Source organism: Nitrosospira sp. TNL200 (genome assembly GCF_055386305.1).
In genome coordinates this window covers 2,821,538-2,843,176 of sequence record NZ_AP041003.1, presented here as the reverse complement: position 1 = coordinate 2,843,176, position 21,639 = coordinate 2,821,538, and the positions used below count along the sequence as shown (strand labels likewise).

At 54.7% G+C, this 21,639-nt stretch carries 20 protein-coding genes and 2 pseudogenes; 6 read left to right on the top strand and 16 right to left on the bottom strand.

The genetic code is table 11. The features are described from left to right. Positions 1 to 46: 46 nt before the first annotated feature. The 7 genes from ACZ5CE_RS12890 to ACZ5CE_RS12860 all read right to left on the bottom strand — a co-directional run bounded on the left by ACZ5CE_RS12890 (position 47) and on the right by ACZ5CE_RS12860 (position 8,426). Positions 47 to 763, bottom strand: a complete 717-nt coding sequence (locus tag ACZ5CE_RS12890) for a M48 family metallopeptidase (RefSeq protein WP_464575311.1) — start codon at positions 761 to 763, stop codon at positions 47 to 49. Positions 764 to 799: 36 nt separating this feature from the next. Beyond that, positions 800 to 1,537 carry a lysophospholipid acyltransferase family protein gene (locus ACZ5CE_RS12885; RefSeq protein WP_464575310.1) on the bottom strand — a complete coding sequence of 246 codons (738 nt, stop codon included), beginning with the start codon at positions 1,535 to 1,537 and terminating at the stop codon, positions 800 to 802. A gap of 276 nt (positions 1,538 to 1,813) precedes the next feature. Continuing rightward, positions 1,814 to 2,347, bottom strand: a complete 534-nt coding sequence (gmhB, locus tag ACZ5CE_RS12880) for a D-glycero-beta-D-manno-heptose 1,7-bisphosphate 7-phosphatase (RefSeq protein ID WP_464575309.1) — start codon at positions 2,345 to 2,347, stop codon at positions 1,814 to 1,816. 1 nt (position 2,348) lies between these two features. After that, positions 2,349 to 4,535 carry a glycine--tRNA ligase subunit beta gene (glyS, locus tag ACZ5CE_RS12875; RefSeq protein ID WP_464575308.1) on the bottom strand — a complete coding sequence of 729 codons (2,187 nt, stop codon included), beginning with the start codon at positions 4,533 to 4,535 and terminating at the stop codon, positions 2,349 to 2,351. After that, positions 4,532 to 5,437 (bottom strand): glycine--tRNA ligase subunit alpha, encoded by a 906-nt coding sequence (gene glyQ, locus ACZ5CE_RS12870; protein ID WP_464577520.1) that lies wholly within the window; start codon positions 5,435 to 5,437, stop codon positions 4,532 to 4,534. The genes glyS and glyQ overlap by 4 nt, the downstream gene beginning before the upstream one ends. Before the next feature lie 40 nt (positions 5,438 to 5,477). Continuing rightward, a complete protein-coding gene (lnt, locus tag ACZ5CE_RS12865; protein WP_464577519.1) occupies positions 5,478 to 6,971 on the bottom strand; it encodes an apolipoprotein N-acyltransferase in 1,494 nt (497 codons plus the stop codon). Between the two features lie 294 nt (positions 6,972 to 7,265). Then, positions 7,266 to 8,426, bottom strand: coding sequence for a sensor histidine kinase (locus ACZ5CE_RS12860; RefSeq protein ID WP_464575307.1), 1,161 nt, complete (start codon positions 8,424 to 8,426; stop codon positions 7,266 to 7,268). Between the two features lie 276 nt (positions 8,427 to 8,702). Between ACZ5CE_RS12860 and ACZ5CE_RS12855 the strand changes: the two genes are divergently transcribed. Together ACZ5CE_RS12855 and ACZ5CE_RS12850 are read left to right on the top strand one after the other, a co-directional pair. Beyond that, positions 8,703 to 10,019, top strand: a complete 1,317-nt coding sequence (locus ACZ5CE_RS12855; protein WP_464575306.1) for a peptidoglycan DD-metalloendopeptidase family protein — start codon at positions 8,703 to 8,705, stop codon at positions 10,017 to 10,019. A 141-nt stretch (positions 10,020 to 10,160) separates the two neighbouring features. Next, positions 10,161 to 11,264, top strand: coding sequence for an anhydro-N-acetylmuramic acid kinase (locus ACZ5CE_RS12850; RefSeq protein ID WP_464575305.1), 1,104 nt, complete (start codon positions 10,161 to 10,163; stop codon positions 11,262 to 11,264). Between the two features lie 60 nt (positions 11,265 to 11,324). Here the strand turns inward: ACZ5CE_RS12850 and erpA are convergent, their stop codons facing one another. Genes erpA through ACZ5CE_RS12835 form a run of 3 tightly spaced genes read right to left on the bottom strand, consistent with a single transcriptional unit; the run spans position 11,325 to position 12,915 of the window. Next, on the bottom strand, positions 11,325 to 11,693 hold the full coding sequence (gene erpA / locus ACZ5CE_RS12845; RefSeq protein WP_464575304.1) for an iron-sulfur cluster insertion protein ErpA: 369 nt from the start codon (positions 11,691 to 11,693) through the stop codon (positions 11,325 to 11,327). Between the two features lie 46 nt (positions 11,694 to 11,739). After that, positions 11,740 to 12,153, bottom strand: coding sequence for a bactofilin family protein (locus ACZ5CE_RS12840; protein ID WP_464575303.1), 414 nt, complete (start codon positions 12,151 to 12,153; stop codon positions 11,740 to 11,742). A 12-nt stretch (positions 12,154 to 12,165) separates the two neighbouring features. After that, positions 12,166 to 12,915, bottom strand: a complete 750-nt coding sequence (locus ACZ5CE_RS12835) for a DUF6776 family protein (protein WP_464575302.1) — start codon at positions 12,913 to 12,915, stop codon at positions 12,166 to 12,168. Between the two features lie 289 nt (positions 12,916 to 13,204). Between ACZ5CE_RS12835 and ACZ5CE_RS12830 the strand changes: the two are divergent. Both ACZ5CE_RS12830 and ACZ5CE_RS12825 read left to right on the top strand, forming a co-directional pair. After that, positions 13,205 to 13,480: pseudogene (locus tag ACZ5CE_RS12830) on the top strand (leucine zipper domain-containing protein); the annotation flags it as partial. Positions 13,481 to 13,486: 6 nt separating this feature from the next. Then, positions 13,487 to 13,744, top strand: a pseudogene (locus ACZ5CE_RS12825) (integrase core domain-containing protein); the annotation flags it as partial. On the opposite strand, the gene argC reads toward ACZ5CE_RS12825, so the two are convergent. The 3 genes from argC to rplM all read right to left on the bottom strand — a co-directional run bounded on the left by argC (position 13,741) and on the right by rplM (position 15,739). Then, on the bottom strand, positions 13,741 to 14,769 hold the full coding sequence (argC, locus tag ACZ5CE_RS12820; RefSeq protein ID WP_464575301.1) for an N-acetyl-gamma-glutamyl-phosphate reductase: 1,029 nt from the start codon (positions 14,767 to 14,769) through the stop codon (positions 13,741 to 13,743). The pseudogene ACZ5CE_RS12825 and the gene argC sit on opposite strands and share 4 nt — an antisense overlap. A 139-nt stretch (positions 14,770 to 14,908) precedes the next feature. Continuing rightward, positions 14,909 to 15,301, bottom strand: coding sequence for a 30S ribosomal protein S9 (gene rpsI, locus ACZ5CE_RS12815; RefSeq protein WP_464575300.1), 393 nt, complete (start codon positions 15,299 to 15,301; stop codon positions 14,909 to 14,911). 3 nt (positions 15,302 to 15,304) lie between these two features. After that, positions 15,305 to 15,739 carry a 50S ribosomal protein L13 gene (gene rplM, locus ACZ5CE_RS12810; protein WP_464575299.1) on the bottom strand — a complete coding sequence of 145 codons (435 nt, stop codon included), beginning with the start codon at positions 15,737 to 15,739 and terminating at the stop codon, positions 15,305 to 15,307. A gap of 376 nt (positions 15,740 to 16,115) precedes the next feature. Here rplM and ACZ5CE_RS12805 point away from each other — a divergent pair, with 376 nt between their 5' ends. Together ACZ5CE_RS12805 and ACZ5CE_RS12800 are read left to right on the top strand one after the other, a co-directional pair. After that, entirely contained in the window at positions 16,116 to 16,988 is an 873-nt protein-coding gene (locus ACZ5CE_RS12805; RefSeq protein WP_464575298.1) for a phosphoribulokinase, read from the top strand. Positions 16,989 to 17,137: 149 nt separating this feature from the next. After that, a complete protein-coding gene (locus ACZ5CE_RS12800) occupies positions 17,138 to 19,384 on the top strand; it encodes a UvrD-helicase domain-containing protein (RefSeq protein WP_464575297.1) in 2,247 nt (748 codons plus the stop codon). Positions 19,385 to 19,419: 35 nt separating this feature from the next. On the opposite strand, the gene ACZ5CE_RS12795 is transcribed toward ACZ5CE_RS12800, so the two are convergent. From ACZ5CE_RS12795 to ACZ5CE_RS12785, 3 genes are all read right to left on the bottom strand, one after another. Further along, complete coding sequence (locus ACZ5CE_RS12795; protein WP_464575296.1) at positions 19,420 to 20,142, bottom strand: BPSS1780 family membrane protein; 723 nt, start codon at positions 20,140 to 20,142, stop codon at positions 19,420 to 19,422. Between the two features lie 54 nt (positions 20,143 to 20,196). Further along, positions 20,197 to 21,147, bottom strand: a complete 951-nt coding sequence (locus ACZ5CE_RS12790) for a homoserine kinase (RefSeq protein WP_464575294.1) — start codon at positions 21,145 to 21,147, stop codon at positions 20,197 to 20,199. 76 nt (positions 21,148 to 21,223) lie between these two features. Further along, positions 21,224 to 21,622 carry a DUF2782 domain-containing protein gene (locus tag ACZ5CE_RS12785; RefSeq protein WP_464575293.1) on the bottom strand — a complete coding sequence of 133 codons (399 nt, stop codon included), beginning with the start codon at positions 21,620 to 21,622 and terminating at the stop codon, positions 21,224 to 21,226. Positions 21,623 to 21,639 lie beyond the last annotated feature (17 nt).

Sequence of the window (21,639 nt, the reverse complement as noted above, 5' to 3'; positions counted from 1 at the left end):
GATGCAAGTGAATATCCACCCGCCGAGAGAAAGGCGCTTGATATGCCTACCCCAGTTTTTTCAGTTTCTTTCTTGCCTCCCTGTATTCAGGGTAAATGCGCGCCACCGTTTGCCAGAACGCCGGCGAGTGATTCATCTCGATAAGGTGGCTCAACTCATGTGCAATCACATAATCGATCAGATCGAGGGGCATCTGAATGAGGCGCCAGTTGATGCTCACCACCCCACGCGCATTGCAACTGCCCCACAGGCTGTCGGCATAGGATAATCGCAGCGGAGGCAACGTAACGCCAAGCCTGTGCGCATACACCGCAATCCGCTCGCTGAAACACGACGTGGCCTGGCCGCGATACCACGCCATGACGGATTTTTCCACCTGCTGAGCGGTAAGAACGGGGGCGAGCGCTAATTCGAATTGCTTGCCCTCGTTATTCCGCGGCATTTTCGCGGGAACCATTTGTGTTTTCCCTGAAGCCGCCACCATGAGGCGCCATGGCTCGTCGAGCAGAGGAAAAATCCCGTTCTCTTCCCATGACAATTGCGTCGATTTCCGGTTTTTCCATTCGTCGAGCTTCGAGATGATCCAGTCCGCTTTATTTTCCAATGCCGATTCGACCTGGCGCAGGGATTCGCGTGAAGGAATCCGAACCGTCAATCCCCGGCCGTCTATTCTCATGCCTATGGTTCTGCGTCTGCACCGCATCAGCGTGTACGCCACTTCCTTGCCGTTCAAGCTGACGCGGTGCAATTCGCCGGCGTTCATCCCGTCCGTCCTGTTCATTCCGGACTGAGAGAGCGCTTATTCATAAGCTGCAGCCTTCTGCTTTCGTTCATCGATGCGGCTCATCTCGGTTTCTATCCATGCTTCGACCCTGGCGTTAAGGTCATCCGGTTCCATTCCAGTGGGATCTATCGGGGGACCGATGCTGACGGTAATCGTTCCTGGCCGCTTGATGAAGGCATTTCGCCCCCAGAACTTGCCTGCATTGTGCGCAACCGGGACAATCGGCACGCCGGCATGCGTACCGAGCCATGCGCCGCCAATGCGGTATTTCCCTTTTCTGCCTGGGGCAATGCGGGTGCCTTCCGGAAAGATGATTATCCAGAAGCCCTGCTTGAGCCGGTCTTTTCCCTGTTCGACAATCTGTTTCAGGGCGGCCTTTCCCGAGCTTCGGTCGATTGCAATCGGATTGGTCATGGCCAATCCCCAGCCAAAAAACGGGACAAATAGCAATTCCTTCTTCAGCACCCATACCTGCGGGGGAAAGATCTGCTGAAACGCGAGCGTCTCCCATGCGGACTGGTGCTTGGACAGCACGATGCTCGGTGTCTCGGGAATATGCTCCCGTCCCAGAACGCGGTAGCGAATCCCGCAGACGATGCGAAGCAAATACAGCATCATATGCGCCCATCCGGAAATGATGCGATAGCGATCGATGGGCGCAAGGGGAAAAGTGGCAAAAACGATCAACGCATAAACTGGCGTGATGACGATTTGCAACGCGATGTATAGCGCGGAGCGCAGTACAATTGTCATATTCGCCGGGTCAGCCGGGTAATTAAGTGAGGTAAACCCCCGGCTTTGCCGGGGGACTCCGAAAGGTTTGACCTTTGCGTCGGTCGGAGATGGTTTTGAATCGGTGCATGGAGCTGGAGAGGCCCTATGATCGAAGTAATGTTTGCAAGAGAGATCAACTTTGGAGCTGTACGCCTCACTGCGCCGCGAAGCGGCTCACGGTTTTGAGACCCCTTTGAGGGGTTCACCCAATAAACCACCGGCTTTGCCGGTGGTAATTTAATTCTGGATCGCCCGTCATTTCGCCAGAGCATCGGCAGCCGCGGCAAGATCTGGAAATATCATCGTATTTTGCGGCAGCGGCTCCATTGCCTGGGTTGCTTTACCCTTGCCCGTCAATACAAGAACCGGAATGGCCCCGACCCCGGCCGCGGCCTGCAGGTCGCGCAGCGAGTCGCCAATCGCCGGCACGCCTGCTAACCCCAGGCCGAAGCGCTCGGAAATTTCCCTGAACATTCCCGTAGCCGGTTTACGGCAATCGCACTGGTCCGAATTGGTGTGAGGACAAAAAAACATGGCGTCTATGCGGCCCCCGGCCTGTATTGCCGCTTTGTACATCTTGTCATTGATGGCGTTGAGGGCCACCATGTCGAGCAATCCCCTGCCAATGCCCGACTGGTTCGTTGCGACCACTACTCGATAGCCGGCCTGGGTAAAACGGGCAATCGCCTCGAGACTTCCCGGAATGGGCTTCCATTCTTCCGGGCTCTTTATGAAAGCCTCGCTGTCATAATTGATAACGCCATCGCGATCAAGGATGACGAGTTTCATGTCAGGCAGCCAGCCGGGAGATATCGGCCACGCGGTTCATGGCTTGTTCCAGCCGCGCTAGCAATGCCAGCCGGTTGTTGCGCAGAGCTTCCTCTTCGGTGTTGACCATAACGTTATCGAAGAAATCATCCACCGGCGTTTTCAGCGCAGCCAGAGCTTGTAGCGATGCGTGGTAGTCCCCTGCCGAAAATGCGTCATCGGCCAGAGGGACAATTTCGTTCAAAACCTGATGCAGCGCTTTTTCGGCATCCGTCTGGAATAGCCGGGGGTTGACCGCGGCTCCCACGGCGCTGTCGGTTTTCTTCAGGATATTCCGCACGCGCTTGTTGGTTGCGGCGAGACTTTCGGCTTCAGGCAACCGGGCGAAAGCACGCACCGCTTCCAGGCGTTTCTTCACATCGCTCAGGCGAGGGGGCCGCAAGGCCAGCACCGCATCTATTTGTTGTGGTGAGAAAGCTTGTATGGAAGCATCCGCTGCCCGTGCTTTATTCGGTTCTGTCAATGACTCGCGAGCCTGCTCATCCAGATACTTGATACTCAGGAAATAGCGAAGCCGTTCATAAATGAAGTCTGTTAGCGTATCGGATGGATCATTGATCCTTTCGCCAAAAACCGTTACGGCTTGTGCAATCAATTTATCCAGATGGAGCGGCAGTTCTTTATCAACCAGGATCCTGATCAATCCCAGCGCATGGCGCCGCAATGCAAATGGATCTTTGTCTCCCGTGGGAATTTGCCCGATGCCAAACATGCCCGCCAGTGATTCCAGCTTGTCGGCCAGCGCGACACAGATGCCCGGCATGTCCCGGGGCAGGTCGCCGCCGGCAAACCGGGGTTTATAGTGGTCTTCAATGGCATCGGCTACATCGTCGGCCAACCCGTCATGCTTTGCATAATAGCGTCCCATGATGCCTTGCAGCTCGGGGAATTCTCCCACCATGCCAGTCAGCAGGTCTGCCTTGGACAGCATTGCCGCTTCACCCGCTTTTGCCGCAAGCTCGGTGCCTCCCAACTGGAGGCCAATATCCTGCGCAATGGCCCATATTCGTTCCACACGCTCCGCCTGGGTTCCCAGTTTGTTGTGATAAACCACCCTGCGCAAGCCTTCCACGCGAGAGGCCAGCGTTTTCTTGCGATCCTGGTCGAAAAAAAATTTTGCATCCGCCAGACGCGAACGCAGGACACGTTCGTTGCCAGCGATTATCCGGCTGCTATCGGTAGGCCGGATATTTGAAACGATGCAGAATTTATTGGCGAGCTTTCCCGAACTTTCCAGCAGCGGAAAGTATTTTTGATTCGCCTTCATGGTCAGAATCAGGCATTCCTGCGGAACATCGAGGAAAGCTGCATCGAACTTTCCGGTCAGGACGCTGGGATACTCGACCAGTGCGGTTACTTCCTCCAGCAGGGCCGGATCGTCAACCGGTTTCAGGTGCATTTCGATGGAGGCGGCATCAAGCTGCTGCCTGATCCTGTCTTGCCGCTCATCGAAGCTGGCTATGACCGCTCCCTCGGTTTCCAGTTGTCCCTGGTAGCTATCGGCATCCGTCAGCATCAGTTTTTCTGTGCGCCCTGCGAAGCGATGCCCCCGTGTTTCGCGTCCCGCCGTCAGTCCCAGTGCCTCGACAGGCACAATATCGGTACCATGCAATGCGACCAGGCTATGCGCGGGGCGTACGAAGTTTACCGTGGTCCAGCCATCGCTGAGCTGATAGGTCATTATAGTGACAACCGGCAACCTCGCGAGCGCGCCGTTCAGCGCTTTCTGCAGCCCTTCGGCCAGCGTCGTTCCTTTTACGAGCCTGTCGAAAAACAATGTTTCCATTTTGCCTTCGTGTCTGCGCTGGAGTTGTGGGAGGGTGGAAGGTACCGCATTACCGCAGAGGCTGCTCAGCTTCTTGAGTAGCGCGGGCGTGGGTTGTCCATCGGGATCCAGGCCCACCGCGACCGGCATCAGTTTTTGCAAAACCGGTTTATCGGCTGCCTGCGCGGCCACATCTTCGATATGAACGGCGAGCCGCCGTGGCGAGGCGAAAGGAATGGCGGTAGCGTCATTCGCCGCCAAGCCTTGAGCCTTAAGACTTGCGGCTATTTCTTCAGCAAAACTGCCGCTCAGTTTTTTCAGGGATTTCGGTGGCAACTCCTCGACAAGCAACTCGACCAGCAGGCTTTTAGTCGCTTTAGTCAAGCTGTTTTCTCCGTCGCTTGCATTGTCCATTCGTGGGGCGCCATCGGAAACCCCAGCCGTTCCCGGCTCTGGTAGTAGGCTTGCGCCACATTGCGTGCGAGGTCGCGGATCCGGCTGATATAGGCAGCGCGTTCGGTAACCGAAATCGCACCGCGTGCATCGAGAAGATTGAAAGTGTGGGCTGTCTTCAATACCTGTTCGTACGCGGGTAATGCGAGTCCTTGTTCCATCAGGTGTTTTGCCTGCTTCTCGTGATTCGTGAAGGCGTCCAGCAAAAAATGGATATCGCTGTGCTCAAAGTTGTAGATCGATTGTTCCACTTCGTTCTGATGATATACATCCCCGTAGGAAAGCCCCTCTGTCCAGATGAGATCGAAAACGTTTTCCACGCCCTGCAGATACATTGCCAGACGCTCCAGCCCATAAGTTATCTCGCCGGTGATCGGCTTGCAATTCATGCCGCCAACCTGCTGAAAGTAGGTGAACTGGGTAACCTCCATTCCATTCAGCCATACTTCCCAGCCTAGTCCCCAGGCTCCAAGGGTCGGATTTTCCCAGTCATCCTCGACAAATCGGATGTCGTTTTGCTTCAAATCGAAGCCGAGCTCTTCCAATGATCCGAGGTAAAGATCCAGGATATTGCCGGGCGCAGGTTTCAGCACAACCTGAAACTGGTAATAATGCTGGAGACGGTTGGGGTTTTCGCCATATCGCCCATCCTTTGGGCGGCGAGCGGGCTGGACGTAAGCCGCTTTCCAGGGCTCGGGACCGAGAGCGCGAAGAAAAGTGGCGGTATGCGAAGTGCCGGCCCCAACTTCCATGTCATAGGGCTGGAGCAGCGCGCAACCCTTGCCACCCCAATAGTGCTGCAGGGCAAGAATTATTTCCTGAAAGGTAAGCATGAGAATGCCGTGGATGCGCTGGCCAGACATGAAAAGCGAGTCATTTTACAGTTTTTTCTTGCGCGCGCGAGACGCGTAGCAATCCGGCGAGCAATATGGTTCCGGCCAGTCCCAGCATCAGGCTATTGCCGAACAGGACATAGGGCGTCGCGCCGGTATATCCCTGCGCCGTCCCATTCAAGGCGGTTCTGGTGAAAATTTCGGCTTCCTGCCTCACCCTACCGCGTTCATCTATGATGGCGGTTAGGCCGGTATTGGTCGCGCGCAGCATGTAGCGGCCCGTTTCCAGCGCGCGCATTTGCGAGATCTGCAAATGTTGCCGGGGGCCGATGGATCGGCCGAACCAGGCGTCATTGCTCACGTTGGCAAGCAAGGTAGCCTGGGGCAGCTGGCGGATTATCTCCTCCCCGAACACGTCTTCATAGCAGATATTTACCGCTACTTTTTGCCCGGCCAGGGCCATGGGCTGCTGATCGAGACTGCCTCGCGAAAAGTCCGACAGGGGAATCTTGAGGATGTTGATGATCCAGCCGAATACCGGCTTCAAGGGGATGAATTCGCCAAATGGCACCAGATGATGCTTGCGGTAGCTTTGCTCGGGAGATGCGCCAAAACTAAACATGCTATTGTAGTATTCATCCCTGCCTTCCGGCGCTTCCACCATCCCGACCAGGATATCCCCGTCATTTTTTCTCGCATGCGCGCCAAGTCGTGCAAGATAGCTCGACGGGACATCATCCCGATATAGCGGCACGGAAATTTCAGGAGTGATGATCAGGCGGCTGGGGCTTTCCAGCGCGAGCCTGGCATAAGCCTCCATCGAGGTAATCAGCTGGTCCTCCCGCCATTTCAAATCCTGTGAAATATTCCCCTGCAGCAGGCTCACCGTTACAGGTTCGCCCCGCGCCTGGGTCCATTCGATGTGCTGCAAGCCAAAACCTATGCCCCAGATCGCCACTACAGGCAGGAGGTAGCGCCGGGTGCGATATTTTCTTTCAAGGAACAGGCAGGTCAGCGCAGCAGTGAAAACGAGAATGAGAGAAATGCCGTACACTCCCAGCACCGGCGCATAGCCAGCCAGCGGACTGGCCGGTGCCTGCGAATACCCCAGTGTCAGCCACGGGAACCCGGTAAACAGGACGCTGCGCAACCAATCAGAGAGACCCCATAATGCGCCGGCCGCGAGTGCCCATATGACTGGCTTCGCAATATCCATTTTTTTCAGCATCCAACCCACTACTGCGGGAAACGAGGCGAGATAGCTGCAAAGAAAAACCAGCGCAAGTATCGTTGCGGGTATCGGCATCGCTCCAAAATCGTGGAGGCTCACATAAAGCCAGGTTACTCCCGCGCTGAATAGTCCCATGCCAAAGAAAAAGCCCAGCAAAGCAGCATGCAGCGGACTTGCGCTCACGCGCCAGAAATGACACAGGACGGCCACCGTGAAGACCGGAATGGGGAAGAGATAAAACGGCGCGAAACCAGGAACGGTCGATGCCCCGATCAGAAAAGAGATGGCGAATTGCAAGCGAATACTGATTTGTGGCACCTGGTCGAGTAGGTCAATTGCCGGTCTCGATCGAAACGCGGCAACATGTGATACGTTTGAGAGATCCTTTATGCGGGAATTGCCGTGCCTTTTATCCGGAGCGCGGCTTGCCGCAGCCTGCCTTTCGGGGCCCCTGCGAAGGAACGCCTCGCAGAGCGTAGCCCCAGGACTTCTGCTAAGGGGAGTGGCCAGCGGCGGAGAACACTGGATCGCCACGGTACCGTTGGGTGTATTCCCGCTGGCGTCGCGGCCACCCGGAATAAGCAGAGTCTGAGGAGTTCAAGGTAGTCTTGGCAACATCAACCGGAACGTGGAACCCTTTCCTGTTTCCGATTCAACTTCCAGTTTACCGCCTAAAAGTCTCGTAGCCTCCGAAGCAATAGAGAGTCCTAATCCTACTCCTGGCTTTCCGAAAGTATCGCCGCGCTGGAAGGCGTTGAACAAGTGGCTGAGATTATCGGACGGAATGCCAGGACCCTGATCGCTCACGCTCAAAACCCAGCAGACATCGTCTCTGTCCGGGGCACTGCGGGCCGCCACCTGTATTTTACCCGTCGAACTATACTTCACCGCATTACCAAGCAGGTTATGCAGCACCAGGGTAAGCAGGCCAAGGTCGCTCATTGCCTGCGCATCTTCCGGCACGTCGACATCGAGCCCCAATCCTTTGGATCGGGCTTCATGCGCCCATTGGCTTGCCACTTCCGATAGTAGTGCTTCCAAATTCACTACCTCCGTCAAGTGGCGAGCAGGTTGCTTTCGAAGCTGCTCCGATTGCAGCAACCGCTCCATCCCGGAGGTGGTCTGGAGAATCGTGCGTTTTACAGATTCCAGTTCCGCAATGTTATCCGCATAGGCGGGAATGGGAGCGAGCCGCCTTGCAAGAAGCTGCACATGAAGCATGGCGTGATTGAGATGATTCAGGAGATCATGGGAAAGAAACGAGAGATATTTGGATTGGATTTCCGCTGAGGCTTTGACCTGCTGCTGCAGATTCTCGGTAAATATGACAATTCCGCTTTGCAAGGCTGTATCCACCGCCATGTTTAAAGCAACATTATGCCGAGTGTCGAGTCTTCCCTCCAGTTCCTCCGAGATCTGCTCGATGATCACCCGGCGCAGTAGCCGATACTCGACTACCAGTTCGCGGATATTGTAATTTTCCTGAAATCGCGCTTCGCCATGCATCTTGCTGCCTTCAATCAGGTTGCGCGTAACGAGCGGCTTGTCGGACTCGAATGCATCCTGGATTTCCTGCAGTATCAGGGGGATCGAGTCACGGAGATTTTGCAGGGTGAGCGCGTCGGCGGCAGGCAGCGTCTGTACCAGCGCGATTTCCCATTGCTGGATTATGGCCTCCTTTCGCGCCGCGAAAGCCGATACGAGCAGGGGAAAAGCGTGATGTGCCAACAGATCAAGCGTCAGGTCTTCCGTGGACATGAAACGCGCTCCAGAGGATCAGTGTGAGATTCAAAAAATGGAATAATGGTATCAACCGGGCGGGCCTTGCCGCGACGGGTTTCGCAAGCCGGTCGCAAGTGAACGACCGCATGGGAAACTGCCCTCAGGGAACCAATGATTGTTCCACTACAAGGTGATGCGTAAAGGCGCCGCGGGGATGAAATATAATTTTTCGGGGGATGGGCATATTAACCTTTACGTCGACGGGGTCGCAGTTACATGTTAAACTCCACCTTCCAATCTGACGGAGAAAGCATGCTGGGCGATAAGAACGGCATTTTAGCGCATAAACCGGCGGCGCTGACTAAAAAACGACTGCGCTGGCTGATTCTGTTATCCAGTTTTCCTCTCTTCGGCATGGTCGCAGCATTCGGCATTGCGCCCGACACTTCCGTGGAAGGACCCCCTGTCGAGGATATAGTTCTCAGTCTTGAACTTCCGGAAATAACTCCCATTCTCCCGGTCAATATGACCTTCTGGCGCCAGGAGAGTATCCAGAGCGGCGACACGATTGCCGCATTGCTGTCCCGGCTGGGCGTCAATAGCCAGGACTCGGTCAGTTTCCTTCGCGACGCCAGAGACGTCAAGGCCATACACCAGTTGGTCCCCGGCAGGATCGTCCATGCGGAAACCACGGCAAGAGGCGAGTTGCTTCTGCTCCGTTACTTTCCGGGTGGGAGTGAACAACTGGTTATGGAAAAACACGGCGGCAGCTTTAGAACAGGAAATCAGGTGCCCAGGCTGGAGACGCATATCCAGATGAAGACTGGCGTGATAAACAGCTCACTTTTTGCCGCGGTGGATGCTGCAGGGGTACCGGAAAGTGTGGCGACCCAGATCGTGGATATTCTGGCTTCCGACATCGATTTTCATCGGGATTTGCGGAGAGGGGACCGTTTTACCGTGGTTTATGATTCTCTTTACGGCAACGGGGAGCCGGCCAGGCCCGGGCGGGTGCTGGCAGTGGAATTCATCAACCAGGGAACACCTCATCGCGGAATATATTTTCAGGCGGAAAATGGAGAAAGCGGTTATTACGCACCCGACGGCAAGAACCTGAGGAAAGCGTTCCTGCGTTCTCCGCTGGAGTTTTCCCGTATCAGTTCCGGCTTCTCCAGCGCCCGGTTTCATCCCATTCTCAAAACGTGGCGCGCGCATAGCGGCATTGATTATGTGGCGCCCCCGGGTACGAGGGTGAAAGCGGCCGCGGAAGGCACGGTTACGTTTGCCGGCTGGCAGGGTGGTTACGGCAATGTCGTTATTCTGCAGCACCACGGCCAGTATTCCACCGTATATGGCCATTTATCGAGTTTCGCAAAGGGTCTGCGTTCCGGACACCGAATCAGTCAGGGCGAGATAATCGGCCATGTGGGTGCGACCGGAATGGCCACAGGCCCGCATCTTCACTATGAATTTCGCGAAAACGGAGTCCAGCGGGATCCGTTGCGTCTGGCCATGCCTAGCGCTACGCCTGTCGCTCCAAGATACGTGCCGGTGTTTTACGAATATACCAGGCCGCTGATGGCGCGGTTGGACATGTTGCGCGGCACCAGCGTATCGCTGCTGGATTAGCCAGGCATATCGCGCTATTTTCCATTGCTGGAACATAAGGAATAGTTCGGTGCTTGACGCCTTTTCACTATTTGCCTGGTAGAGACGGCGAGCAGACTGAACCTTTAGAAACATGATCCACAAAGACTTTCCGGATTTGGGTTGAAAGATGTTTCCTACTATATCGGCATCATGTCAGGCACGAGCCTGGACGGGATCGATGCCGTACTTGCTGACCTTGGTTCTGCTTTTCCATCAATTCTTCGCACTTTCTATCTTCCTTATACGAGCACGCTGCGTACCGGGCTGCTGGGGTTGAGCAAGACTGGCAGCGATGAGCTGCATCGGGCGGCCATGCTCGGAAATGAACTGGCGCAGCATTATTCCAGAGCAGTATCCGGACTGCTCGACGGAAGCGGTATATCGCCCGAAGAGGTGTCGGCAGTGGGCTGTCATGGCCAGACTGTGCGGCATTGCCCATCGATGGGGCAGGGGTACACTATCCAGTTATTCAATCCGGCGTTGCTTACCGAGTTGACCGGCATGACAGTGGTGGCGGACTTCAGGAGCCGGGATATCGCCGCAGGAGGACAGGGTGCGCCATTGGTCCCGGCGTTTCACCAGATTCTATTCAGCGATCCGCGAGTTCATCGGATCATTGTCAATATCGGGGGCATCAGCAATCTGACCAGTCTCGCGCCCGGCGGTCAGATCGCCGGATTTGACTGCGGCCCGGGAAATATTTTGATGGATGCCTGGTGTTTGAAGCATACCGGACAGACGTACGATAAGGACGGAGTCTGGGCCGGCTCAGGTCTCGTGATTCCATCGCTGCTCCGGGAACTAATTGCACTTCCATTTTTTTTGGCGTCCCCTCCAAAAAGCGCGGGCAGGGAAGTATTCAACCTGGACTGGCTGAAAGGCTATCTATCCGGGGATGAAAAACCGGAAGACGTGCAGGCCACCCTGCTGCAGTTGACTGTCCAGGGTATTGCAGCGTCCGTGCTGGCGTATTATCCCAACGCTTCTGAAATCTATCTTTGCGGAGGCGGGGCACGAAATGCCGAACTGGTGGCAAAGCTGCGGATGGCGCTATCGGCGAAAAGCGTGGAATTGACAGACAAGCTGGGTGTCGATGCCGACTGGCTCGAGGCATTCGCCTTTGCCTGGCTGGCCAAGCAGGCAATAAAAAAAATTCCGGCCAGTCTTCCAGCGGTAACAGGCGCGCGGGGCCCACGAATTCTTGGCGCAATCTATCCGAATTAGTGCGCCCGGCATGACTTCCCCGGCCTCATCCCCCCGCGGAGGAGCAGCCAAAACAGCGAACTATACCGAAAATGACGATCCGCAACCGCAGGTGCTCGAGGCGCCAGGATTCTTGATGACAAACTGGGCACCTTCAGCATTTTCCTGATAATCGATTTCCGCTCCGGCTAAGTACTGAAAACTCATGGCGTCTATAAGGAGCTTGACCCCATTCTTCTCCATTACGGTATCGTCTTCGCTGATCACCTCATCAAAGGTAAACCCGTATTTAAAACCGGAGCATCCTCCACCTGCAACGAATACTCTCAGTTTCAAGTCATCGTTTCCTTCTTCCTCGATGAGTTGCTTTACCTTGTTTGCCGCGCTATCGGTAAAGATCAATGGGAATTGCATTTCCATAACCATTTCCGCGCCTGTTGCCGCATTCATTCTGAATTCCAATAAAAAGTGGTAAAAATTTTCTGCTCACGCCAGGTCAATCGGAGTGCGTAGCAGGTATCAGAGGGATCACTTTATTTTGCACCTGGCTGGCATCATAGTGGTGCAACATACCGTCGATCGAGGAACCTAACTGAATCTCCATGGACTTGTAGTGAATATCACCGACGATCCTGGCTTTCGGTTGAAGTTCCACGTATTCGCTCGCATATATGGCACCAGTCACGGTGCCGTTCACGACGGCATGCGAAACCTCTATTTTTCCTTCAACCATAGCCTGCTCGCTCAATACCAGCGTGCTGGGCCTGTCGCCCGTCGCGATGATATTACCGCTAACCTGGCCATCCACCCGTAAGCCTCCACTGAAAAGGATGCTTCCTTCGATACGCGTGCCAACCCCGATGAGTGAATCGATGTGATTCTGGGGGTTATTCGGTTTTTTGCCAAACATTGATTATTTTCCTCAAGAAGGCGGATTTACTGTCTGCGTCAGCCTGGCTTGCGCCAGGCCGTTTTCGAATACTTTTACCTGCATGCTTTCCAAAACGCCGCCCGCGGGAAGACGGAAGCTCCGGTCTATGCGTTGATAAAATTTGAATTTGACGTCGAATTTCTGCGAGGGATTTTCACCAGCAAGAGAAATCATTTTCTTTTCTCCATTTTGACGAAAACTGACTTCAAATTCCAGGCTTCCCTGGAAATCCTTGATGGGACGTCCGCCCTGGACAAGCAATACGCTATACCGGTATTCTCCGGGTAACTGGCCTCGTTCCAGCTTCAAGCGGCCAATGGATACCCGGTGTTCCGCTTTTCCACCGACATTGCCAAGATTTTGAAAGAATGCAAGGTCCTCCGTCAAGCGCGTGTTTTCCTTTTCCAGGGTTTTCACCTGTTGTATTACGTTTTCATGAGTCGCCACGTCCATCTGCAGCTGGCGCTCGAGACCTGCAACCGTCATTCGCAATTCGTCATTATCCCGCTGCAAGCGCGCATTAGCCTGAGACAGCCGGGCCAATTCTTCACTTGCTTCACTAATTCCTTGCTTGTCGAAGTCGGCAAATTTGCGGCCCGCATCATACATTCCCCATGATAAAACCAGCGCCAGCACGGCAAGGATACCGATGATGAGCCAGCGGGAGTGCCAGGAAGTTTCCGGGCGTACGGCGACTCGTGGTGCGAATATTCCCGTTTTTCTCTTGAATTTCTTTTGCATCAAAGTCAGACTATGTTCCCTGGCATCGGTTCGCTACGTCCCTGTATCGGTTGTGGCCGCGCCCTGGTTTTCCACCGAGGGATCCCCCGCCGGAGGCAAGTGCAGCCCGCTACGAACGCTCTTGGGGAGCCCGCTGCGTTGCGCTCCTTGGCACCGTAGTCCAAGCTACGACCTTCGTCGCGCGCCTTATGATCATCCCGATTTTACCAGCAACGCGCTCAGCGAGGACTTGTTCAGAGGTCCCCTAGGTGTCATTTCTCAGTAGGTTGTTCACCCGAGACAGGAGAGAATGAGGGTTCACAAATCCTTTCAAATTTTCCAGGAGTCCCGGATGAACAGTCATAAGAATGCCCGATTAACCCGATCAGGTCGAGTCCATCTGATGCAACAAATTGCGCACATCGGTCTTGAGGCTGCAGCTTCTCAGGCCGGGATCAGCAAGCGGCGCGCGTATATATGGCACAGCCGCTGGAAGGAATCCGGCGAGCAGGGCCTGCATGACAGATCCTCCCGACCTATTGCGAGCCCGCGCCAGACGCAACCGGACAGATGTGAACGAATCATCCGCCTGCGCCGCCTGAAAATCAGGCATCTGCGCACCCGTCCTTATACGCCACGCACCCATGGCAAGGCAGAGCGCTTTATCCAGACGCTGCTGCGGAAATGGGCTTATGTTTATTGTTATCCCGATTCAGATGCCCGTACCCGCGAATTGCCCTTCTGGATCGAACACTATAATTCCCATCGCCCTCACTCGGCTATCGGTAAACAACCCCCAGCTTCACGTCTCGGTTTGACAGTGAACAACGTGGTGAGAAACTACACCTAGGGTACCAGGGGGGCACCATCAATAGCCATGGTTTCCGGGAAACCAAACATGAGATTCATATTCTGCACTGCTTGTCCCGCCGCTCCTTTGACAAGGTTGTCGGTGACGGAAAGTATGACGGCGGTTTCGCCATCCTGAGGTCGATGAACGGCGATGCGGCATGCGTTGGAACCTCGCACGCTCCGGGTTTCCGGATGAGATCCTTTGGGCAGGACATCCACGAATGGCTCACCGGCATATCGTTTTTCGTATAACGCCTGAAGGTCGATATCGGACGTAAGCCTGGCATAAAGCGTGGCATGAATACCCCGGATCATGGGAGTAAGATGTGGAACAAACGTCAAGCCGACCGGCTGCTTCGCCATCAGGGACAGCCCCTGCCGGATTTCCGGGAGGTGGCGATGTCCAGGGACTCCATAGGCTTTGAAGTTATCCGAAGCCTCGGCAAACAGGGTATGTATTTCGGCATTACGGCCCGCCCCGGAAACCCCGGATTTGGCATCCGCTATGAGATGTTCCAGATCGGCAATACCCGCTTCCACCAGCGGCAGGAACCCCAGCTGCACAGCAGTGGGATAGCAGCCGGGATTGGCTATGAGCCGCGCGCTTTTGATTCTGTCGCGGTTGATTTCAGGCAATCCATATACCGCCTCCTGGACCAGGTCGGGACAGGCATGAGGCATCCTGTACCATTTTTCCCATATGCTTACATCCTGAATACGAAAATCGGCTGCGAGATCGATTATCCGGACTCCTTGATCCAGCAACGGCCGGATCTGCTGCATGGCAATACCATTCGGCGTAGCAAAAAACACGATGTCACATTGACCGAGTTCCGCCTCCGCCGGATCGGAAAACTTGAGAGAGATACGCCCGCGGAGACTGGGAAAAAGATCTGTGACGGCCATGCCTGCTTCCTTGCGGGAAGTGATGGCCCTCAGGCTTGCCTCGGGATGCTGTGACAGGATACGCAGGAGCTCCACCCCGGTATAGCCTGTTCCCCCTACAATGCCAACTTTAATCATCAGGTATTTCTCAAAATGAGGTAAATGAGAATCTGTCTGCGGCCTGCCTGCTATCCACCTTTGATTATAAGCAACAAATAAAAAAGCCGCCAGAAACGGGCGGCTTTTGGTGTTTTTACTTTCAGAAAGAGAATGCAGCTTATCTCTTGGAAAATTGCTTGCGGCGGCGTGCTTTTCGCAATCCGACCTTCTTTCTTTCGACTTCACGCGCATCCCGCGTAACCAGGCCCGCATTGCTCAGTACCGGCTTGAGCGCTGGATCATAATCCATCAACGCGCGCGTAATGCCATGGCGGACAGCGCCAGCTTGTCCTGATTCTCCACCGCCGTGGATATTGACGATAATATCGAAAGTCGTCAGGTTCCCAGTCAGTTCGAGAGGCTGTCGCACTACCATGCGGCCTGTCTCGCGAGAAAAGAAGCTGTCCACGGGCTTGTCATTGACAGTTATCGAGCCTGTTCCCGGTTTGATAAACACGCGCGCCACCGCACTTTTCCGGCGGCCGGTGCCATAACTATAGCTTATACCCATATATCAACCCCTGACTTCAAGTTGCCGCGGTTGCTGCGCCGCGTGCGGATGTGCCGCCCCTGCATAGATCTTGAGTTTCTTTAACATCGCATATCCCAGCGGACCCTTTGGCAGCATTCCCTTTACCGCTTTTTCCAGCGGTCGGCCGGGAAAGCGTGCGTGCATTTTCGCGAAATTTGTCTCGTAAATGCCGCCGGGATATCCCGTGTGACGGTAATAATTCTTGGCTTCCGCTTTGTTTCCGGTGATACGCAACTTATCCACGTTCACCACGATAATGAAATCACCCGTGTCCACATGAGGCGTAAAGATGGGTTTATGTTTCCCGCGGAGACGATGGGCAATCTCCGCAGCGAGACGACCCAGCACCTTGTCGGCCGCGTCGATCACGAACCAGTCGCGATGCACTTCGTGTGGTTTGGCTGAAAAGGTTTTCACGAGCTAGCCCTGCTTATTCGGTAAAGCCGAGCATTTTATGCTGCACCGGGGCAAATGTCAAACCGCGCCTTTCCGGCGACCATACCTTCCCAGGCATTATCCTAAATCCGGCAGTCGACCGCGCTTTTTTTAGCTTAGAACCATGATCCACAAAGATTTTCGCGATACACGACGTTCACCTGCGTGGTGAGTTCGCTACAGGGCGGATTTAGGATTATGGACTGGACCCGATCACGCTAAAATCCCATGCGATACAAGCCCAAATCCGTGGAAAACAGGTATCATGTTTCACAAAAAAGCCGCTGCCCAGGTCGATCTCCGCCCATGAGGCCCTGGCTGCGATACTAATTATATTTATATCGAGGAGAATACCAGTATGTCGCAAAAGCACCCCGTTATCGCCGTTACCGGATCATCCGGCGCCGGGACATCGACCGTTAAAAATAGTTTCGAGCATATCTTTCGTCGCGAGAAGCTGGCTGTCGCGGTGGTGGAGGGCGACAGTTTCCACCGCTATGACCGGGACGCAATGAAAGCCGCAGTCGCGGAATCGGAGAAGGATGGCGGTCACCCCATCAGTCATTTTGGCCCGGAAGCGAATGAGTTCGAAAAGCTGGAGGCTCTGTTCAAGGAGTATGGAGAGAGCGGAGGAGGCGAGACCCGCTTATATCTGCATAACGACGAAGAAGCTGCGCCTCACAAGCGGAAGGCGGGCACTTTTACCCCATGGTCGGGGATCAAGCCTGGATCGGACATGCTCTTCTATGAAGGCTTGCATGGAGGGGTGAAAAGCGAAACAGCTGATGTGGCGCAATACGTGGATCTGCTGGTGGGTGTGGTACCTATCGTCAATCTGGAGTGGATTCAAAAAATCCATCGGGACATGAACGCGCGTGGCTATTCAGCCGAAGCGGTGACTCACACCATTCTTCGCCGCATGTACGACTACGTGCACTACATCACGCCCCAGTTTTCCCGGACGCATATCAATTTCCAGCGTGTGCCCACGGTCGATACGTCCAACCCTTTCATTGCCCGTGATATTCCTACCCTGGACGAAAGTTTCGTCGTGATCCGTTTTCGGGAACCCAAAGGAGTGGATTTTCCTTATCTTCTTGCGATGATTCACGATTCGTTCATGTCCCGGCCGAATTCGATTGTGGTTCCGGGCGGGAAGATGGGACTTGCAATCGAATTGATATTGACCCCGCTGATCCTGGATCTGGTATCGAAAAGCCGAAACAAATAGGCGGCATCTTCCTGATCTCAAGCCAAAACGGCGAGCCCGTCACGAAGCGATGCGGCTTGCCTTCCCCGTTTCATGGGCTGCAAGGCTATTCCAGACGGATGGCTCAACCACTCTGTTTCAGCCAGCGGCCTGCCGAGACGGTTTTTTGAATGTCTTCCATGCTTTCAGATCTGAATCCTGAACAACTTGAGGCGGTAACCCTGCCGCACCAGTCAGCACTGGTGCTGGCAGGCGCCGGCAGCGGCAAGACGCGTGTGCTTACCACAAGAATCGCGCATTTGATCCAGTCCGGGCAAGCAAGCCCCCATGGCGTGCTCGCCGTCACTTTTACCAACAAGGCAGCAAAGGAGATGCTCGTGCGTATTTCTTCCATGCTGCCGATCAATACGCGCGGCATGTGGATAGGCACGTTCCATGGGTTGTGCAATCGGTTGCTACGCGCCCATTACCACGATGCAGGCCTGCCGCAGGCTTTCCAGATCCTCGACTCCGCCGACCAGTTGGCGCTCATCAAGCGGATATTGAAGGGGTTGGGAGCGGACGAGGAAAAGTTTGCTCCGCGCCAGGTTCAATGGTTTATCAATAATGCGAAAGAGGAGGGGATGCGGGCTGCGGAGGTCGAAGCTTATGACGATTTCACCCGCAAGATGGTTGAGTTTTATTTGCCCTATGAGCAACAGTGCAACAAGGAAGGCGTGGCGGATTTCGCCGAACTGCTGCTTCGCAGTTACGAACTGCTGGTCCGAAACGAAATTATTCGTGAACATTACCGGTCGCGCTTTATTCATATCCTTGTGGACGAGTTTCAGGATACCAGCCGCTTGCAATACAAATGGCTGAGGCTGCTTGCGGGAAGCCGGACAGCGGTGTTCGCGGTTGGCGACGACGATCAGAGTATCTATGCTTTCCGCGGAGCGAATACGGGGAATATGAAAGAGTTCGAGCGTGACTTTCATATTTCAAAAATTATCAAGCTGGAACAAAATTATCGCTCTCACGGCAACATCCTGAGCGCGGCAAATACACTGATCCGCAACAATAGCGGCCGTCTCGGGAAGAATCTCTGGACTTCGGAAGGCCATGGCGAACTGATACGCGTATACAACGCGCTCACCGATCTCGATGAAGCGGCATTTGTCGTGGAAGAAGTGAAGTCGCTGCATTCGGAGGGCATAGCGCTTTCACAGATTGCGTTGCTCTACCGTTCCAACGCCCAGTCACGGGTGCTCGAACATGCGCTGTTCAATGCTGCCCTGGCCTATCGCGTCTATGGCGGCATGCGTTTTTTCGAGCGCCAGGAAATCAAGCATGCATTGGCTTACCTTCGCCTGATAGCCAATCCGAATGATGACAGCGCACTATTGCGGATCGTCAATTTCCCCACCCGCGGTATCGGAACGCGCAGCCTGGAGCAGATCCAGGACGACGCTTCCCGGCAGGGCGCAAGTTTGTGGTCAGCCATGCTGGAGCGCTGCGGGAGACTTGCACCCCCGCCGGCAAATACCCTGCCGGGTGCCTCTTCCGGCGCTGGCCGGACAGCCTCGGAGCAAACGAAGAAAGGCGTTGGCGGTTTTATAGCCTTGATCGAGTTTATGCGCCATGGGTGCGAGAAACTGCCGTTGCCCGAAGTCGTGGAGCATGTCGTGGAGCACAGCGGACTGGCGGCGCATTACCGTGCCGAGCGTGAGGGAGCAGATCGCCTGGAAAACTTGAATGAACTGGTCAACGCTGCCGCCAGTTTCGTGCATGAGGCCGAAGACGACAGCCTTGCGGCCTTTCTCAGCCATGCCTCACTGGAAGCAGGAGAGCATCAGGCCGGAGAAGGGCGGGACGCGCTGCAACTGATGACTGTGCATTCCGCGAAAGGACTGGAGTTCCATAGTGTTTTTCTGAGCGGATTGGAAGAGGGCCTGTTTCCTCACGATAACAGCCGCAACGAAACGGGGGGGCTGGAAGAAGAAAGACGTTTGATGTACGTGGCAGTGACCCGGGCCCGGCGCCGGCTCTACCTGAGTTTTTCTCAGAGCCGGATGCTGCATGGACAGACACGCTATAACATTCCTTCGCGTTTTCTGCAGGAAATTCCCGAAAATTTGCTCAAGTGGCTGAAGCCCCAGCAGAAAGGATCGACCAGGAGCGCGGAGGCCTGGAATTCACCGTTCGATCGGTCCTCGGGGCAGACGGCCGGCAGCATGCAGGGCACGGCGCCGGCGGCGACACAGAATGCTACATCCTCGCGTTGGAGGATAGGGCAGAATGTCATTCATCCCAAGTTTGGCGCGGGGGTTATCCTGAGTTGCGAAGGGAGGGGTGCGGATGCCCGTGTGGAAGTTCGATTCAACCGCACCGGGACGAAGTGGTTACTGCTGGAATACGCCAAGCTGACGCCGGCGTGACCCGGGATAACCCGCGTTACCAGTAAAGCCATGACTCAAGCCGGTTCCGGCGTTTGTGGAAAAATGTCCCTGTAGCTTGCATATATCGAGCCAAACAGCGTGGGCACCAGGACAAACAGCCCCAGGCCATAAGGCATCGCCGCAAGCACCATCAGCACCAGGGCGATTATGGCGTAAAGCTGAAATGCGACCACGTTCTTCAAGCAGGCGAAAAAACTCATCCGCATCGATTCCAGCGCGCCCATATCCTTGAATATCACCAGCAGGGGTGCAAACCAGGCCGACATCATCAATGGAATGGATAGGGTCAGCGCCACCAGGGAGGCGGATAGCATGTCGCCGGATACGGACTTCAATTCGTTCTCATCCACCCGCTTTCCTTCCATCAACAGACCCATCAGCACATCTCCTCCAACCAGCATGAAGATGCCCAGGATCAGTATTTGTCCTACCAGATAAATTCCCCCTATGGTAATCAAAGGCGTCGCGGCCCCATGAAACCCCGCCACCAGATGTGAAAGCTCCAGCTCCTTGCCTTGTTCCAGCGCTTTGCACCCGATCATCAATCCAGCCAGGAATACTGGCGAGAGCAGTGTGAAAATGAGCTGCCCCGCCACCGGAATAAGCGAGAGCGCCATAGCAATCATCAATAGCGTCGTGCATAAGATTATCCAGACCAGCGGAATTTTACGAAACAGGAAAAAGCCGGATACGATCCATTGCCATCCTTGCTTTGCATCAACCTGTCTAACTTCCATTTCTATCTCCGATAATGCAAAGTCCGCTATCCGGTTCAACCAGTGATCCATGGCTCAAACCCAAACTTCCCCCAGTTCGGAGTGGAAAGCCGAATGAGTCTTCAGAATGTGCATGAAGTGCGCAGGGTCCTTTACATGAGTAAGCTCACCCGCGCGAGGTAAATAATAATCATGGAGCCGCGATACCCAGAAACGCAAGGCTCCGGCGCGCAACATCACCGGCCACGCGTTGCGTTCGCCATCGGTGAGGGCGCGGGTTCGATGATAGGAGTCGAGCAAGGATAACGTCCGTTCTGCATCCAGTTGGCCGTTTTCGCCCAAACACCAGTCGTTTGCGGCTATGGCAAGATCATAGAGCAGCACGTCATTGCACGCAAAGTAGAAGTCGATTACACCTCCCATCGCATCACCGACAAATAACACATTATCACGAAAAAGATCTGCGTGGATGACGCCGCGTGGGAGGTTTTCCGAACGATACAGCGACTGGAAACGCAACTCCGACTGGAGAACTTCAGCTTCCTCCGGGGTAAGAAAAGGCATCAGGCTCGGAGCCGTGGCATTCCACCATTTCGGACCGCGGGAGTTTTCCATTTTTTCCGGGTACGAGCGTCCGGACAGATGCATATTGGCCAGTAGTTCACCCACCTCTGCGCAATGGCCGGAAGTCGGGCGTTCTTCCGATTTTCCGGGAAGGCAGGTAACGATGCTTGCAGGCTTGCCATTGAGTTCGCTCATCATATTGTTATCGAGGTCAGCTACTGGATTGGGGCAGGGAATGCCGTGGTGCGACAGGTGCGCCATCAGATTCAGGTAGTAGGGCAATTCCGGGAAGGTGAGTTTCTCAAAGAGCGTCAGTACATATCTGCCGTGGCTGGTCGTAACGAAATAATTCGTGTTTTCGATCCCCGATGAAATGCCCTTTAGATCTATCAACGTGCCGAGAGCATAATTTTTCAGCCAGGCCGAAAGCTGATTCTGGGTAACGGTAGTAAAAACTGACATGAATGAGAAAACGGGAACAGCGCCGCTACAGCAAATAGCTGGAACGGTCCTTCCGTCATTGTTGTGATTGTGGAATTTAAAACTGCTGTATGACCCACATCGGCGGCCGGATGCCCTGATCGAGGCCGCCGGTGCCCGTGGCAAATGTCCCGTCTCCGAAATTGTCTATCAGGTAATATGGCAGGCCTATGCGGGGAGTCACCTTGATCATGTAAAGCCTTCCGTTGATACGGTATTCCTCGATCTTGTCCTCTCCCCGCTTGGTAATGGTAACCTGCGGCTCAAGCGAGGCGTCATCCTCGGAGCCGGGCGAAGGCAGGGCGAGCTCCGGCGGTTCTGGTACTTCCGGCACCGGACGCAAACCTTTAGGCTCGCTGGATTGAGCTGCTACCGGTAGTGCGGAGCTCAATAACAATGCGAGTGTGAATCGACGCATGGCGCCTCCCGACGGAGTCATAAAGGTCAGTTTGCTCATTCTATCCCATAAGACCT

Coding starts and splice junctions, on each gene's coding strand:
- rpsI (WP_464575300.1), bottom strand. CDS start 15,301: ATGGGTATAAGCTATAGTTATGGCACCGGCCGCCGGAAAAGTGCGGTG.
- ACZ5CE_RS12840 (WP_464575303.1), bottom strand. CDS start 12,153: ATGTTTGGCAAAAAACCGAATAACCCCCAGAATCACATCGATTCACTC.
- glyQ (WP_464577520.1), bottom strand. CDS start 5,437: ATGCTTACCTTTCAGGAAATAATTCTTGCCCTGCAGCACTATTGGGGT.
- ACZ5CE_RS12855 (WP_464575306.1), top strand. CDS start 8,703: ATGCTGGGCGATAAGAACGGCATTTTAGCGCATAAACCGGCGGCGCTG.
- ACZ5CE_RS12785 (WP_464575293.1), bottom strand. CDS start 21,622: ATGAGCAAACTGACCTTTATGACTCCGTCGGGAGGCGCCATGCGTCGA.
- gmhB (WP_464575309.1), bottom strand. CDS start 2,347: ATGAAACTCGTCATCCTTGATCGCGATGGCGTTATCAATTATGACAGC.
- ACZ5CE_RS12805 (WP_464575298.1), top strand. CDS start 16,116: ATGTCGCAAAAGCACCCCGTTATCGCCGTTACCGGATCATCCGGCGCC.
- erpA (WP_464575304.1), bottom strand. CDS start 11,693: ATGAATGCGGCAACAGGCGCGGAAATGGTTATGGAAATGCAATTCCCA.
- ACZ5CE_RS12835 (WP_464575302.1), bottom strand. CDS start 12,915: ATGCAAAAGAAATTCAAGAGAAAAACGGGAATATTCGCACCACGAGTC.
- ACZ5CE_RS12885 (WP_464575310.1), bottom strand. CDS start 1,537: ATGACAATTGTACTGCGCTCCGCGCTATACATCGCGTTGCAAATCGTC.
- ACZ5CE_RS12800 (WP_464575297.1), top strand. CDS start 17,138: ATGTCTTCCATGCTTTCAGATCTGAATCCTGAACAACTTGAGGCGGTA.
- argC (WP_464575301.1), bottom strand. CDS start 14,769: ATGATTAAAGTTGGCATTGTAGGGGGAACAGGCTATACCGGGGTGGAG.
- ACZ5CE_RS12890 (WP_464575311.1), bottom strand. CDS start 763: ATGAACGCCGGCGAATTGCACCGCGTCAGCTTGAACGGCAAGGAAGTG.
- ACZ5CE_RS12860 (WP_464575307.1), bottom strand. CDS start 8,426: ATGTCCACGGAAGACCTGACGCTTGATCTGTTGGCACATCACGCTTTT.
- ACZ5CE_RS12795 (WP_464575296.1), bottom strand. CDS start 20,142: ATGGAAGTTAGACAGGTTGATGCAAAGCAAGGATGGCAATGGATCGTA.
- ACZ5CE_RS12790 (WP_464575294.1), bottom strand. CDS start 21,147: ATGTCAGTTTTTACTACCGTTACCCAGAATCAGCTTTCGGCCTGGCTG.